The following is a 13,687-nucleotide window of genomic DNA, read 5'->3' as shown; positions in this document are numbered from 1 at the left end:
GGATTACCGGACGGCGAGGAGCTCACCGAGGAGTTCGCCGTCGTCGACCTCCAGGCCGCGGGCGGTGAACCAGGCGCACATGTTCCTGCAGTCCCGGGCCAGGAGGTCCGCCGCCTGCAGGTTGCCGGCCAGGTCCACCAGCTGGGGCAGGTCGATGATCACGAGCCGATCGCCCGCGGCCAGCACGTTGTACGGCGACAAATCACCGTGCGCAAACCCCATCCGGGTGAACGCCGTCATGGCATCCACCAGCTGCTCCCAATAGCTGCGAAGGCGTTCGGAATCCGGATGGACGCCCTGCAACCGGGGTGCGGCGCTGCCGGGATTGTCGGGGTCCTCGATGAACTCCATCATGATCTCGGTGCCGGAGATCTGCACCGGATATGGCACGGGTATGCCATTTTCAAACGCCATGCGCAGGTACGTCCACTCGGCGTCGGCCCAGCGGGCGGCCTCCACCTCACGGCCGTAGCTGCTGCCGTTCTTGACGGCGCGGGCATCGCGGGAACGGCGCACGGATCGGCCTTCCGTATAGGCCGAGGACCTGTGGAACAGGCGCTGGTCCGCTGAACGGTAGCGCTTGGCCGCCAGGAGTGCGCTGCGGGATTCGGTGGCGCGCTCCACCAGGAACACGTCCGCCTCCTTGCCCGTTTTTAGGACGCCGAGCTCGGTGTCAATGGCCCCGGCGTCCTCGATGACGAAATCCGGATATGGTTGCGGGCCGCGCATGAGCTTTTCCAGGTCCGGCCACGTGGACCAGCGCTGGTTATCGGCCAGCGAATCATCGAGGATGTTCCAATCGGCGGAGCTGTCGAGGCGCGGCTTCTTGCCTCGCTTGCGAGGGGAGGAATTGCTGAAGGATACTTCGAAGTGTTGAAGGTCAGGCGAATACTTCATGGGTGAATCGACTCCTGTGGGAGGAAAAAATGATGTTTTGGGCGCGAACAGCTGAACGAACAATCATTGGATCCTCCTTAGGGTCGATGCCGAACAATTCATGCCAATCCCACCACGCCCGCCGCGACGGTGTCAACGGTTCCGTGGCAAGGATCGGCGCAATACACGGAGGACTTCTAGGACCCCGACCGCTGAGGATCCGCCCGTAGTGCGCCCCAGCGGCTCCAGCCGTAAAGGGCAAGTGCGCCCTGGGCGAGGTAGAGGAAGATCAGCACGGACCCCTGGGCCGTCAGCGCCGTGCCAATCAGGGCCGCAATGGCCGCGGGCACCATCAACAGCCACGCCCAGCGGGATCGTTGCGCCAGCCCCACGAGCGCGGCAACCAGCAGCCCCTCCATGAGCCCGCCGAGGAAGACCTGCCCCAGCGGGAAGGAAACGCTCAGGCTGGATCCATAGGCGCCCGGCGTCGCCGACAGGCCCGGCATTGCGGCTCCCACAATGAGCACGGGCAACATGGTTGCGGCCGCATAAACCACGGCAACAGCCAGCGGGGCCACCAGGTCGGCGCCATGGAAGGGCCGGCGCGAAATGTCCCGGACCAGGGCGTCCGAGGCGGGGGCCCGCCTGAACCAGGCGAGCCCATAGATGCAGGCGGCCAGGCCCAGAAGCGGCGGGATCCAGGAGCCCACCATATACAGGGCAAGGTAGGTCCCCGACGGCAGGAAGATGAACGGTAAGTTGAACAGCCCCGACAGGATGGTCAGGGCGAAGGACGCCGCCGCCAGCAGCCAACCCAGGTCGCTGCGCCGGGCGATAAACACCAGGCCGAAGCACAGGATCAGCCCGCCCAGGATCCGCAACAGCAGGTACGTGGCCTGCGCGGCACTGCCGATAGGGCCAAATAAGATGTCGCCGAGTCCGTCCATGGGCTCAACCTTAGATGGGATCCGCCACCCGGCGTGAGGTGGGTCTAAGGGTGGCGTGATTCCCGCCCCTATTTGACCCGCAAGCGGTCACGGCGTGTTTGGATGGGATGAGACGCTCGAAAGGCAGGTCTGACCATGACTCGTGGAATATATGTCAGCGCCACCACGCCCGGTTCCGGGAAAACGTTGGTGTCATTGGGCCTGGCCGATGTCCTGCACCGGCACGCCGACAAGATCGGATTCTTCCGGCCCATCACCTCCGGCCCCGACGCGGAGCAGGACCCCACGGTGGTCATGCTCCGGCGCATGTACCAGCTTGACCCGGACGTGTGCCGGGCAGGCATGAGCGGCGCCGAGGCCCGGGCCCTGCTCGCTGCCGGCAAGCGCGAGGAAATCGACGCACGGTGCGTGGAAATCTACAGCGAGATCGCCAAGAAGTGCGACGTCGTCATCGTGGAGGGCACGGACCTGACGGGCCAGGACGCGGCCGTCGAATTCGACCTCAACGCCCGCCTCGCCAACAACCTCGGACTGCCGGTCCTGGCCGTCATCGGTGCCCGCGGCCTCACCGCGGAGGAATCGGCCGACGCCGTCGACGTGGCACGCAAGGAACTCGTGGCGGCGAACTGCTCGCTGCTGGCCATGATGGTCAACCGGGCCGATCCCGAAACCGTGGACGCGATCCGGGCCGCCGTCCGCCCGGGGGCCAGCCACCGGCCCGTCTACGTGATCCCCGAGATTGCCGAAATTTCCCGGCCCACCACGGGCGAGGTCGCCAAGACCATGAACCTGCAGCAAATTGCCGGCAGTCCCGAGCTGGAACGCGACGTCCACGCCATCAAGGTGGCCGCCATGACGGTGGGCAACTTCCTGCACCTGCTGGACGCCAACGATCTGGTGATCGTTCCCGGCGACCGGGCCGACGTCATGGTGGCCTCGTTGGCCTCCGCGTTTTCCCCCGAGTTCCCCGTGCCCAGCGGCATGATCCTGACCGGCGGCCTGGCCCCGGACCCGAACGTGCTGCCCATCCTGGCCCACGCCCCGTTCCCGATCTTCAGGCACGACGACGACACGTTCAGCACCGCCCGCGCCGTCATTGAGGTGCGCAGCGAGATCCACTCCGGCCAGCGCAGAAAGATTGCTGCCGCCATGGGCGCCTGGGCGCGCAGCGTGGATGAGGCCGAACTCCTGGAAAGAATGGCGCTGCCGCGCCCGGCCACCATGACGCCGCTGCGCTTCCTGCACGAGCTGATTGAACGGGCCCGCAGCGAACGCAAAAGGATTGTCCTGCCCGAAGGCAACGATGTGCGCGTGTTGCAGGCCGCGGAAATCCTGCACCGCCGTGACGTATGCGAGCTGACCGTGCTGGGGGACCCGAACACCGTCGCCGAACTGGCTGCAGCCCACGGGGTGGTCCTGGACGGCGTGGACATCGTGGACCCGGCCACCTCCCCGTTGCGTGAGACGTTCGCCGTGGAATACCAAAAACTGCGCGCCCACAAGGGCGTGGACCTGGCCCGGGCCCGCGAAGTCATGGCGGACGGATCCTACTTTGGCACCATGATGGTCCAGCTGGGCTACGTGGACGGCATGGTCTCCGGCGCCGCCCACACCACCGCCAACACGATCCGCCCGGCCCTGGAATTCGTGAAAACCCGCGACGGTGTCCGGCTGGTCTCCTCCGTATTCCTGATGCTGCTCGCCGACCGGGTGCTGGTGTACGGAGACTGCGCCGTCAACCCCGAGCCCAACGAGGAACAGCTGGCCGACATCGCCATCGCCTCGGCGGAAACCGCAGCCCAGTTTGGGGTGGAACCGCGCGTCGCCATGCTCTCCTACTCCACCGGCGGCTCCGGGTCCGGCACCGCCGTGGACGCGGTGCGCCGGGCCACCGAACTGGCCCGCGCCGCCCGGCCCGACCTCGCCATCGAGGGCCCCATCCAGTACGACGCCGCCGTTGACGCCGCGATTGCCGCCTCGAAACTGCCCGCGTCCGACGTCGCCGGGCAGGCCACCGTGTTCATCTTCCCGGACCTGAACACCGGCAACAACACGTACAAGGCCGTGCAGCAATCCTCCGGCGCGGTGGCCGTGGGCCCGGTACTGCAGGGCCTGCGCAAACCCATCAACGACCTCTCCCGCGGCTGCACCGTGGAGGACATTGTCAACACCGTGGCCATCACCGCCATCCAGGCCCAGACGCCGGTGGTCGAGCTTGTCGAGACCCGCGGGGTTTCGGCAAGCTCAACCACCGAGGCCCCCGCGGTTTCGACAAGCTCAACCACCGAGACCCACGGGGTTTCGACAACCTCAACCACCGCCCCCGAATCGAAGGAATCCTAATGCGCGTGCTCGTCATCAATTCCGGTTCGTCGTCGCTGAAGTACCAGGTGCGGGACACCGTCACCCAGGAGGTCGAGGCGAACGGGCAGATTGAACGCATCGGCGAAGGCGCGGGCGGGCCGGCGGACCACGGCGAGGCCATGGAATTGGTCGCGGCCGCGCTGGAACGTGAGCTGGCCGGGAAGCCGCTGGACGCCGTCGGGCATCGCGTGGTGCACGGCGGGGAGCGCTTTGGCGAGCCGGAGCTGATCAACAACGAGATCACCCGGTCCATCGAGCGGTTGAACCCGCTGGCCCCGTTGCACAATCCGGCGAACGTGCTGGGCATCCGGGCCATCACGGCGAAGTGGCCGGCGCTGCCGCAGGTGGCCGTTTTTGACACCGCCTTCCACCGCACGCTGCCCGAGCACGCGTGGCGGTACGCGGTGCCGGATCCGCTGTACCGGCAGTACGGGATCCGGCGCTACGGCTTCCACGGAACCTCGCACGAGTTCGTCACGGGCCGGGCCGCGGAGCTTTTGGGCATCCCGCTAAAGGAGTTCAACGCCGTGGTGGCGCACCTGGGCAACGGCGTCTCGCTGACGGCGATCCAGGGCGGGGCCAGCGTGGACACGTCCATGGGGTTCACGCCATTGGAGGGCCTGGTCATGGGCACCCGCAGCGGCGACCTCGACCCGTCAATCCTCATCTACCTCCAGCGCCAGGGCCTGTCCGCGGACGACATCGACGCCATGCTCAACCGTGAATCCGGGCTCAAGGCACTCGCCGGCGACAACGACATGCGGGCCATCGTGGACGCGGCCGAGGCCGGGGACGGCCGGGCCCGGACTGCGTTGGCCGTGGCCTCATACCGGCTGGCGAAGTACATTGGCGGCTACCATGTGGCCGTTGGCGGGGCTCAAGCTTTGGTGTTCACGGCCGGGATTGGCGAGAATTCCGCCGCCTTCCGTGCTCTGGTCGCGGACCGGCTGGGGGCGCTGGGCATCAAGCTCGACGCCGCCGCCAACCTTGAGCGCTCATCGGCGCCCCGGGTGATCAGCGCCGCCGATTCGGCCATCCCCGTCTTGGTGGTGCCCACGGACGAGGAGCGGGCCATCGCGGACGCGACCGCCGCCGTCGTGCTTCAGGCCCGGGCCGGGTAGCGGCCGCCTACTTCACGCACGGGATGGTGCCGCCCTGCAACGCCCCCGTCCAGTCCGAATAGGTGGTCACCGTAGGGGCCTTGGACGCCTTGGCTGAAGCCTTGGCGGTTGCGCTGGACGCTGCCGTGGGCGGTGCCGACGGCGCGGCGCTCGCGGACGTTTTCGCGGTGGAAGTGGGGTGCGTGGACGGTTTGGGTGCGGCGGGCGGCGCCAGCAGGGTCTTCACGGTGGCCTGGACCTGGGGCACGTCCACGGTGTTGATGGATTCACCGTTAGGCGCCGTGGAGAATCCCGTGATGGGCAACGTGCTGAAGGAGATGTTCCCGTTGGTGACGGACGTGGCCTCCTGGAGCAGATCGATCAGGTTCAACCCCTTGTCGACCACAATGTTGGAGCTGACATCGTTGAGGATTGTCTCCATCTTGGGGATGTTCGTCAGGGTGCCAAGCTGCTTGAGCTCGTGGAGGACATCAACGATGAACGCCTGCTGGCGGCGTTCACGGTCCAGATCGGAAAACGCGTAGTCGGGGTTGGACGTGTCGCGGCGCTGGCGTACGTAGGCCATGGCCTGCTTGGCATCGATCTGCTGCAGGCCCGCCTTGAAGTTCGCGCCGGAATACGTGTCCTGGGTGGCCTGGAGGACGCACACGGTGATGGGGGCGACGGCCTCGGACACCTCATAGAACCCCGCCATGGTGACTTCCACGAAATGGTCGATGTGGACGTCCCCCAGGAAAGTGGTCACGGTGGAGATCTCGGCGGCCCGGCCGGCGTCCCTGGCCAGCTGGTAGGTTGCCTGGTCGTTGGGTTTCCCCTCGGCCAGCAGCTGGGTTTGCGCCGCCGCAAGGCCGTCCCCGTAGGCTTCCTTGATTTTGCCGTAGACGGACTCGCCGGGGATCCCGGTGATCTGGACGTAGTCGTCGCGGGGGATGGAAATCGCCGTGGCCCTGGACCCGTTCGCCGGTATGTGGATCAGCATCAGGACGTTGGCGTTGTAGCCGCCAATGCTCTGGTCGCCGGCGTCGAGCGCGTCATACAGCGCGGGGGAGAGCGGGTTGCCTTGTTCGTCCACGCGGGAGTCGAGCCCCATGACCAGGATGTTGGTGTCCGCGGTGAGCTTGGGAACCGACGCGACATGGTCGAGCGCGCTGGAGCGGATGATGTTGTTGTTGACCTTGGCGGCGGTGAAAGCCACGAAACCGGCCGCTGCCAGCACCACGGCCAGCAATCCGGCCAGCGAGCTCAGAACAATCCTTCGCCGAAGGCTCCACCGGCGGACGCGCCGCAGGTGATGGGCCGCGGTGGTCATTGCGGCGCCTTTGGACTGCTCGTTTCCACCCGCATTGACGTGCTCCTCGCAGTCCCGGGACACACCGGCACGCCGGCTTCCGGCAATGAAACCTTCGCCGGCTAGACAATCGTGGCACGGCCGGGCGCCCATGGAGCCGGAATCCGTGCAACTCTGGGGGAACTCCCGGCCGGCGCCCAGCGTCAGGGCCCGCCGCGGTTACCTTGCGGACATGAATCGTCCTAGGGTGTAGCCATGGTTGAAATCCCCTTTCCCCTGACCACCGAGCGCCTGGTGCTGCGACGGTTCTCCACGGACGACCTGGACGACTACTACGCCTACCAGAAGCTCCCGGAAACCGCCCGCTACCAGCTGGGTCCGGAACGCAGTTACGCCCAGTGCATGGGCAAGATCGCGCAATTCATGGGCGGCACCTTTGACGGACCGGGTGATTGGGCCTCCTTTGCCCTTTCCCTCAAGGGCCAAACCGCGCTGATCGGTGAGATCGCGCTGAAATGGAGCGACGGCGGCAAGCCCGAAGATAGTGGGGTGCCGGAAGACGGCGGCGTACCGGAACGGGTGGGCGAGATCGGTTGGACCCTTTCGCCGGCCGCACAGGGCCGCGGCTATGCCACGGAGGCGGCCCGCGCCGTGCTGGAGCTGGCGTTTGGGCAGCTGAATTTCTACCGGATGGAGGCCCGGCTGGACGCCCGCAACGACGCCTCCTCCGCCCTGTGTGAACGGCTTGGCATGCACCGCGAAGGCGTACTCGTCAACAATATGTACCTCAAGGGCGAGTGGACCTCGGAAGCCATTTACGCGACGTTCCGGGAGCCGCTAGAGTAAGACAAATTTTTGTCACGACTCGAACCAGAATTGATCGACCGGGGGGACATAAGCATGCCAAGAAGCTCGATGACGGGAAAATACCACCTGCCGCACCGGGTTGTATCTGCTTTGCGTTGGTTGTTTAGCGCTGCCGTTTGGGCTTGCCTGGGCGGCTTGCTGGTTATCGGCATGCTGAATGCGGGGTTGGATGTGCCGCCGCCCATTCTCATGGTGCTGGCAGCGGCCATTTACTGGCTGGCGGCGACGATTTACAACCGGGTTGTGCCACGCATCGGCCCGGCGCGGTTGGTTCGGGGAGTTCAAAAGCGGCGGCCGGATGACTTTGTTTTTGGCGTCGCGGCCGCCACCTTTTTGCAAATGGCCGATCTGCCCCCTGCCGGCACCGCACTCGACCACCCGCCCGGTAGGATGCGTCTGGGATTCGCGGTATCCGTCGACGGGCAAGGCATGACGTGTTGGGCGCGGATCCCGCAACCCACTCCCGTCTTTCATCTGCCATGGGCAGAGGTCGGACCCGGCACCGTGGAGCTTCATCGCATTCCGCGCCGGGGGCGCCGTCGAGGGGTGGAGGTGCCGTTGATCTGCTTTCCCGTCCACAACTCGCAAGGGGAGGGTTCGCCCATGTTTTGCGTAGCCGACAACTGGCGTCGCCCAACGTCAGCGAACTGTGAGCAAATGGCGGAGCTTTTGGCGCGCATGCAATCGGAGCGTGCCGGTTGGTCCGACATGCAGCACTTCACAGTTTAGCCGGGACCATTTGGTCCCGGCGCCCGCCACCCCCCATGAGAATTGCCGCCGCTCGCGCGTTTCGCCGCAGCTGTAGCCGTGGCTTTGGCGAAACGCGCGAACGGCGGCACTTCCCGAGATCGGGAGGGCCTTACCGGAGGTCGGTGGCCCCGATCGCGTCGGCCAGGAATGCGTAGTCCCAGGCCCGGGTCTTCCAACCCTCGTAGCGGCCGGACGCGCCGCCGTGGCCCCCGTCCATCTCGATCTTGAGCACGATCGGCTCGGATCCCGTGGAGACTTCGCGCAGCTCCTGCACCCATTTGGCCGGCTCCACGTACAGCACGCGGGTGTCGTTGAAGCTCGTCACCGCCGCAATCTTCGGGTACTTCACGGCGCGCACGTTCTCGTACGGCGTGTACTCCTTCATGTACGTGTACACGGCCGGGTCGGTGATGGGGTTGCCCCATTCCTCCCACTCCAGCGCGGACAGTGGCAGGTCCGGGTCAAGGATGGTGGTCAGGGCATCGACGAACGGCACCTGCGCCACGATTGCCGCATACTTTTCCGGTGCCAGGTTGGCCACGGCACCCATCAACAGGCCGCCGGCCGATCCGCCCATGGCCGCAATCCGGGACGGGTCCACCCAGCCGGACTGTGCCAGCCAGTCGGTGGCCGCGACGAAGTCGGTGAAGGTGTTCTTCTTGTTCAGCTTCTTGCCGTCCTCGTACCAGTGCCGGCCCATTTCGCCGCCGCCGCGCACGTGCGCGATCACGAACACCACGCCGCGGTCCAGCAGCGACAACCGGGGCACGCCAAAGCCGGGGTCCATGCTCACCTCGTAGGAGCCGTAGCCGTACACGACGCCCGCGTTCGCGCCATCCCGGGGCAGGTCCGCCCGGCGCAGCACGGACAGCGGAACCCGGGTGCCGTCGTCGGCCACGGCCCACTCGCGGGTGGCCACGTAGTCCTCGGAACGATAGCCGCCCAAGACCGGCGTCTCCTTGCGCAACAGCAGCTCGCCGTCGGGCAGGGCAGCAGTGGGCAGCACGTAGTCGTAAACACGCGGCGGCGTGAAATCCGAGGTGTAGACCAGCCGGATCACGGGCGATTCAAACTCGGTTCCGCCCATCGACGCCGTGTAGAGCTCCTCATCAAAGGCGGGCTCGACGCCGGCCGCCTGCGCCGCGGTGCCCAGGCCTTCCAGCGCAGTGACCTGAATGCGCTCGATCGTGTCCTTGCGCAGGGACACCACCATGTGGGTGGCCGTGACGGTGGCGCCGTTGATGCGCACGGCGTCGTCGTGGGCGATCACGGTGGCCCAGGACTGCTCGGCCACGGGCTTGGCGAACTCCTCCCGGTCCACCAGCGAGATCATGGAGTTCACGGCGTCCCGGTCATGGGTGAGCAGCACCTTTTCGGCGCCCTCCCACAGGAACGGTTCGGCGTCGTAGAGGATGTGCTCGCCGCGCGGGATGAGCACCTGCAGGCCCTTCTCGGGTGCGGCAAAGTCAAGCAGCCGGGTCTCGCTGAACTCGGAGCAGCCAACGCTCACGGCCAGCTGGCGGCGGTCCGCCGTGAGGCCGATCCCCGTCCACATGGCGACGTCGTCCTCCTGGTAGATCACCGCATCCTCCGAAACGGGCATGCCCAGGACGTGGGTCTTCACCTGGTACGGGCGCCAGGAATCATCGGCCAGCATGTAGTACAAGGTGGTGCCGTCGGGGGAGAATGTGAGGCCGTAGAACACGTTTTCAATGACGTCCTCGAGCAGTTCGCCGGTGCGCAGGTCCTTGATGCGCACCGTGTGCAGCTCGTCGCCGGCGTTGTCCACGGCGTAGGCGTACAGGTTCCCGTCGCGGGTCACGGCGGCGCCGCCCAGCGAGAAGAACGGCTGGCCCTCGGCCTCGGCGTTGCCATCGAGCAGGACCTGTTCGCCCGGGACGTCCACGCCGGGCTCAACCACCGGGGGAGTCCAGTCCTCGACGTTGCTGCCGTCGCCGTCGGCCTTCACGCGGCACTGGATGGAGTAGGCGCTGCCCTCCACCATGCGGGCGTAGTACCACCAGCCGTCCTTTCGGCTGGGCACCGACAGGTCGGTTTCCTGGGTGCGGTTCTTGATCTCGTTGAAGATGTCCGTGCGCAGCTGCTCCTGGCCGGCCGTGACGGCGTCCGTGTAGGCCTGTTCGGCGTTCAGGTGCGCCATGACTTCGGGGTTTTCCTTCTCCCGCAGCCATTCGTAGTTGTCCGTGAACGTGTCGCCGTGGTGCGTGCGGGCAACTGGCGCCTTCCTGGCCACGGGCGGTCCGGCGGGCGTGGCGGCGGAGGCTGCGGTGGCGGTGGACGGGGAGACTGCGGAGTCGGGAGTCGTCATGGAATCCACTGTAGCCAGCCCCGCCGCTTGCGGACCTACGAGTATGCCGACAGCGGAGCGCGCGGCGCACCGTTTTGGACGGGTGGTTGACCGTGTGCCCCATCACATGGAATATTTATAGAACGAACGGTCGGTAATTTACCGCACGTACCCGGCGACGGCATGGGCCGCGCCGGCCACGACGTTGAAGGGTGTGTCCATGTCCGCAGCACCGCAGGCATTCCTGGTGGGAGGCGTCCGTACGCCCGTGGGTCGTTACGGGGGAGCGCTCGCCTCCGTCAGGCCCGACGACCTCGCCGCAGTTGCGGTCCGGGAACTGATGGCCCGCACCGGGATTGACCCGGCCGACGTCGACGAGGTGATCCTGGGCAACGCCAACGGCGCCGGCGAGGAAAACCGCAACGTGGCGCGCATGGCGTGGCTGCTGGCCGGCTTCCCGGACACCGTCCCCGGCATCACCGTCAACCGGCTCTGCGCATCCGGCATGAGCGCCATTACGATGGCCAGCCACATGGTCAAGGCGGGCGCCGCGGACATCGTGGTGGCCGGCGGCGTGGAATCGATGACCCGCGCGCCCTGGGTCATGGCGAAGCCGGAAAAGGCATTCGCCAAGCCCGGCGACACCTTCGACACCTCCATTGGCTGGCGCTTCTCGAACCCCAACTTCCTCTCCGGCGAGCTGTCCCGCGACGGGAAAATGACGTTCTCGATGCCGGAAACCGCCGAGGAGGTGGCCCGCGTGTACGGGACCTCCCGGGAGGACTGCGACGCCTTCGCGGTCCGCTCCCACGAACGCGCACTGGCCGCCATCGCCGCCGGCCGCTTCCGGGATGAGATTGTCCCCGTCACGGTCAAGGGCCGTCGCGGCGACACCGTGGTCGACACCGATGAGGGCCCCCGCCCCGGCACCACCCTGGAGGTCCTGGCTGGGCTGCGCCCCGTGGTCAAGGGCGGCAATGTGGTCACGGCCGGCAACGCCTCGAGCCTGAACGACGGCGCCTCCGCGATCATCGTCGCCTCCGAACGCGCCATCCAAAAATACGGACTTACCCCGCGCGCCCGCATCCTCGACGGCGCCGCGGCCGGCCTGGCCCCGGAAATCATGGGCATGGGCCCGGTCGCCGCCAGCCGCAAGATCCTCGAAAGGCAGGGTATCGGCGTGGGCCGGTTGGGCGCCGTCGAACTCAACGAAGCGTTTGCCTCCCAGTCGCTGGCCAGCATGCGTGAGCTCGGCATCAACCCGGAAATCGTCAACAACGACGGCGGCGCGATCGCCCTGGGCCACCCGCTGGGCTCCTCCGGATCACGGATCGTCATCACGCTGCTGGGCCGGCTGGAACGCGAGGCGCCGGGCGGGATGGGGCTCGCCACGATGTGCGTTGGCGTGGGCCAGGGCGCCGCGCTGCTCGTGGAGGCGCTGTGACGCCGGAAAACCTGCCGGGCCAGCCCCTGGCGCACGACGCCGGCGCCCGCCTGGACACCTCCGCCTTCAGCACGCTGCTGGTCACCGAGAACGCCGACCGCCTGGCCGTGCAACTAAACCGCCCGGCCGTGCGCAACGCGATCGACGCGGCGATGGTGGCCGAACTGCACGCCGTGTGCGCCCATTTGGAGGCCGCGCCGAAGCTGCTGGTCCTCTCCGGAATTCCGGGCACCCCGGAAGCCAAGGGGATCTTTGCCTCCGGCGCGGACATCGCCGAACTCATGCAACGCCGTCGCGCCGACGCCCTGGCCGGCATCAACTCCGGATTGTTCGACCGCATCGCCAAGCTGCCCATGCCCGTCATCGCCGCCCTGGACGGCTATGCGCTCGGCGGCGGGGCGGAACTCGCCTATGCCGCCGACTTCAGGATCGGCACCCCCTCGCTGCGCATGGGCCAGCCGGAGACGGGCCTGGGCATCATGGCCGCGGCCGGCGCCACCTGGCGGCTGAAGGAACTCGTGGGCGAACCCGTCGCCAAGGACATCCTGCTGGCGGGGCGCATCCTCACGGGCGAGGACTGCCTGCGGGTGGGGCTCATCACCGAACTCGTGGAATCGGCGGGCCTCCTGACCGCCGCGGACGCGCTCGCGGACAGGATTGGCCGGCAGGATCCGTTGGCGTTGCAAACCACCAAACGCGTGTTCCACGAACCACGCGAGGCGCACCCCGGGGTTGATAACCGGGCGCAGGCGGAACTATTTGAATCGCCCGCCAAATTTGAACGCATGCAGGCTTTTCTGGATAAGAGGAAGAAATGAGCTCAACAACCGCCCTGCCCACCCGCGTCGGCGTCCTTGGCGGCGGCCGCATGGGGGCCGGAATTGCCCACGCCTTCCTGATCAACGGCTGCGAGGTGCTGGTGGTGGAACGCGACGACGATTCCGCGGCCGCCGCGCGCGAACGGGTGGAATCCGCCGTGGCCAAGTCCGTGGAACGCGGCCTGGCCGGCACCGTGGAAGGGATCGCCTCCCGGCTGACAGTATCTACCGACTACGCCGACTTTGCCGACCGCGAACTGGTGGTGGAGGCCGTCCCGGAAATCTGGGACTTGAAGGTTTCATCGCTGCAGGGCGTGGAAAAGCACCTGGCCGACGGCGCCGTGCTGGCCTCCAACACGTCCTCGCTCTCCATGACCGGGCTGGCCGCCGAACTCGCCCGCCCGCAGGACTTCATCGGCCTGCACTTCTTCAACCCCGTTCCGGCGTCCACGCTCATCGAGGTGGTCATCGCCCAGCAGAGCCGCCCCGAGCTGGTGGGCACGGCGAAAGGCTGGGTGGAGGCGCTGGGCAAGACCGCCGTCGTGGTCAATGATGCACCGGGCTTCGCCTCTTCACGGCTGGGCGTGGCGATCGCGCTGGAAGCCATGCGCATGGTGGAGGAGGGCGTGGCGAGCGCCGAGGACATCGACAACGCCATGGTGCTGGGCTACAAGCACCCCACCGGACCGCTGCGCACCACGGACATCGTGGGCCTGGACGTGCGCCTGGGCATCGCCGAATACCTGGCGGAAACGCTCGGCGAACGGTTTGCGCCGCCGCAGATCCTGCGCGAGAAAGTGGCCCGCGGCGAGCTGGGACGCAAGACCGGCAAGGGCTTCTTCGACTGGGCCTAACCGCCCACACCACCACCTCCCCACATCAAGACCAACACGAAAAGGACGGG

Annotated in this window: 11 protein-coding genes; 7 read left to right on the top strand and 4 right to left on the bottom strand. The window is 67.0% G+C overall.

The window, feature by feature from the left end; all coding sequences use genetic code 11:
* Nucleotides 1-3: 3 nt before the first annotated feature.
* Nucleotides 4-897, bottom strand: coding sequence for a serine protein kinase RIO (locus AL755_RS19795; protein WP_054012476.1), 894 nt, complete (start codon nt 895-897; stop codon nt 4-6).
* 176 nt (nt 898-1,073) lie between these two features.
* On the bottom strand, nt 1,074-1,823 hold the full coding sequence (locus AL755_RS19790) for a hypothetical protein (RefSeq protein ID WP_054012475.1): 750 nt from the start codon (nt 1,821-1,823) through the stop codon (nt 1,074-1,076).
* Between the two features lie 135 nt (nt 1,824-1,958).
* Here AL755_RS19790 and pta point away from each other — a divergent pair, with 135 nt between their 5' ends.
* Nucleotides 1,959-4,166: a phosphate acetyltransferase gene (gene pta, locus AL755_RS19785; RefSeq protein ID WP_082369439.1), complete on the top strand. Its 2,208-nt coding sequence runs from the start codon at nt 1,959-1,961 to the stop codon at nt 4,164-4,166.
* A complete protein-coding gene (locus tag AL755_RS19780) occupies nt 4,166-5,308 on the top strand; it encodes an acetate/propionate family kinase (protein WP_054012474.1) in 1,143 nt (380 codons plus the stop codon). The genes pta and AL755_RS19780 overlap by 1 nt, the downstream gene beginning before the upstream one ends.
* 7 nt (nt 5,309-5,315) lie before the next feature.
* Here AL755_RS19780 and AL755_RS19775 read toward each other — a convergent pair whose 3' ends face one another.
* Nucleotides 5,316-6,617: an LCP family protein gene (locus AL755_RS19775; RefSeq protein WP_160318935.1), complete on the bottom strand. Its 1,302-nt coding sequence runs from the start codon at nt 6,615-6,617 to the stop codon at nt 5,316-5,318.
* A 234-nt stretch (nt 6,618-6,851) separates the two neighbouring features.
* Here AL755_RS19775 and AL755_RS19770 point away from each other — a divergent pair, with 234 nt between their 5' ends.
* Complete coding sequence (locus AL755_RS19770) at nt 6,852-7,442, top strand: GNAT family N-acetyltransferase (RefSeq protein WP_054012472.1); 591 nt, start codon at nt 6,852-6,854, stop codon at nt 7,440-7,442.
* 69 nt (nt 7,443-7,511) lie between these two features.
* Entirely contained in the window at nt 7,512-8,192 is a 681-nt protein-coding gene (locus AL755_RS19765; protein WP_054012471.1) for a hypothetical protein, read from the top strand.
* A 130-nt stretch (nt 8,193-8,322) separates the two neighbouring features.
* Here the strand turns inward: AL755_RS19765 and AL755_RS19760 are convergent, their stop codons facing one another.
* Nucleotides 8,323-10,542, bottom strand: a complete 2,220-nt coding sequence (locus AL755_RS19760) for a S9 family peptidase (RefSeq protein WP_054012470.1) — start codon at nt 10,540-10,542, stop codon at nt 8,323-8,325.
* A gap of 199 nt (nt 10,543-10,741) precedes the next feature.
* Here AL755_RS19760 and AL755_RS19755 point away from each other — a divergent pair, with 199 nt between their 5' ends.
* The 3 genes from AL755_RS19755 to AL755_RS19745 are packed head-to-tail and all read left to right on the top strand — an operon-like array spanning nt 10,742 to nt 13,637.
* On the top strand, nt 10,742-11,965 hold the full coding sequence (locus AL755_RS19755; RefSeq protein ID WP_054012469.1) for a thiolase family protein: 1,224 nt from the start codon (nt 10,742-10,744) through the stop codon (nt 11,963-11,965).
* 11 nt (nt 11,966-11,976) lie between these two features.
* Complete coding sequence (locus tag AL755_RS19750; RefSeq protein ID WP_445290519.1) at nt 11,977-12,783, top strand: enoyl-CoA hydratase/isomerase family protein; 807 nt, start codon at nt 11,977-11,979, stop codon at nt 12,781-12,783.
* Nucleotides 12,780-13,637 (top strand): 3-hydroxyacyl-CoA dehydrogenase family protein, encoded by an 858-nt coding sequence (locus AL755_RS19745; protein WP_054012468.1) that lies wholly within the window; start codon nt 12,780-12,782, stop codon nt 13,635-13,637. The genes AL755_RS19750 and AL755_RS19745 overlap by 4 nt, the downstream gene beginning before the upstream one ends.
* Nucleotides 13,638-13,687 lie beyond the last annotated feature (50 nt).

Origin of the sequence: Arthrobacter sp. ERGS1:01, from assembly GCF_001281315.1 — a bacterium.
Taxonomy (GTDB): Bacteria; Actinomycetota; Actinomycetes; order Actinomycetales; family Micrococcaceae; genus Specibacter.
The sequence above is the reverse complement of the archived record's forward strand: the minus strand, read 5'-3'. Positions and strand labels throughout refer to the sequence as shown.

Excerpts from the sequence above, each read along its gene's own strand:
- AL755_RS19795 (WP_054012476.1), bottom strand. The coding sequence starts at position 897 with ATGAAGTATTCGCCTGACCTTCAACACTTCGAAGTATCCTTCAGCAAT.
- AL755_RS19790 (WP_054012475.1), bottom strand. The coding sequence starts at position 1,823 with ATGGACGGACTCGGCGACATCTTATTTGGCCCTATCGGCAGTGCCGCG.
- pta (WP_082369439.1), top strand. The coding sequence starts at position 1,959 with ATGACTCGTGGAATATATGTCAGCGCCACCACGCCCGGTTCCGGGAAA.
- AL755_RS19780 (WP_054012474.1), top strand. The coding sequence starts at position 4,166 with ATGCGCGTGCTCGTCATCAATTCCGGTTCGTCGTCGCTGAAGTACCAG.
- AL755_RS19775 (WP_160318935.1), bottom strand. The coding sequence starts at position 6,617 with ATGACCACCGCGGCCCATCACCTGCGGCGCGTCCGCCGGTGGAGCCTT.
- AL755_RS19770 (WP_054012472.1), top strand. The coding sequence starts at position 6,852 with ATGGTTGAAATCCCCTTTCCCCTGACCACCGAGCGCCTGGTGCTGCGA.
- AL755_RS19765 (WP_054012471.1), top strand. The coding sequence starts at position 7,512 with ATGACGGGAAAATACCACCTGCCGCACCGGGTTGTATCTGCTTTGCGT.
- AL755_RS19760 (WP_054012470.1), bottom strand. The coding sequence starts at position 10,542 with ATGACGACTCCCGACTCCGCAGTCTCCCCGTCCACCGCCACCGCAGCC.
- AL755_RS19755 (WP_054012469.1), top strand. The coding sequence starts at position 10,742 with ATGTCCGCAGCACCGCAGGCATTCCTGGTGGGAGGCGTCCGTACGCCC.
- AL755_RS19745 (WP_054012468.1), top strand. The coding sequence starts at position 12,780 with ATGAGCTCAACAACCGCCCTGCCCACCCGCGTCGGCGTCCTTGGCGGC.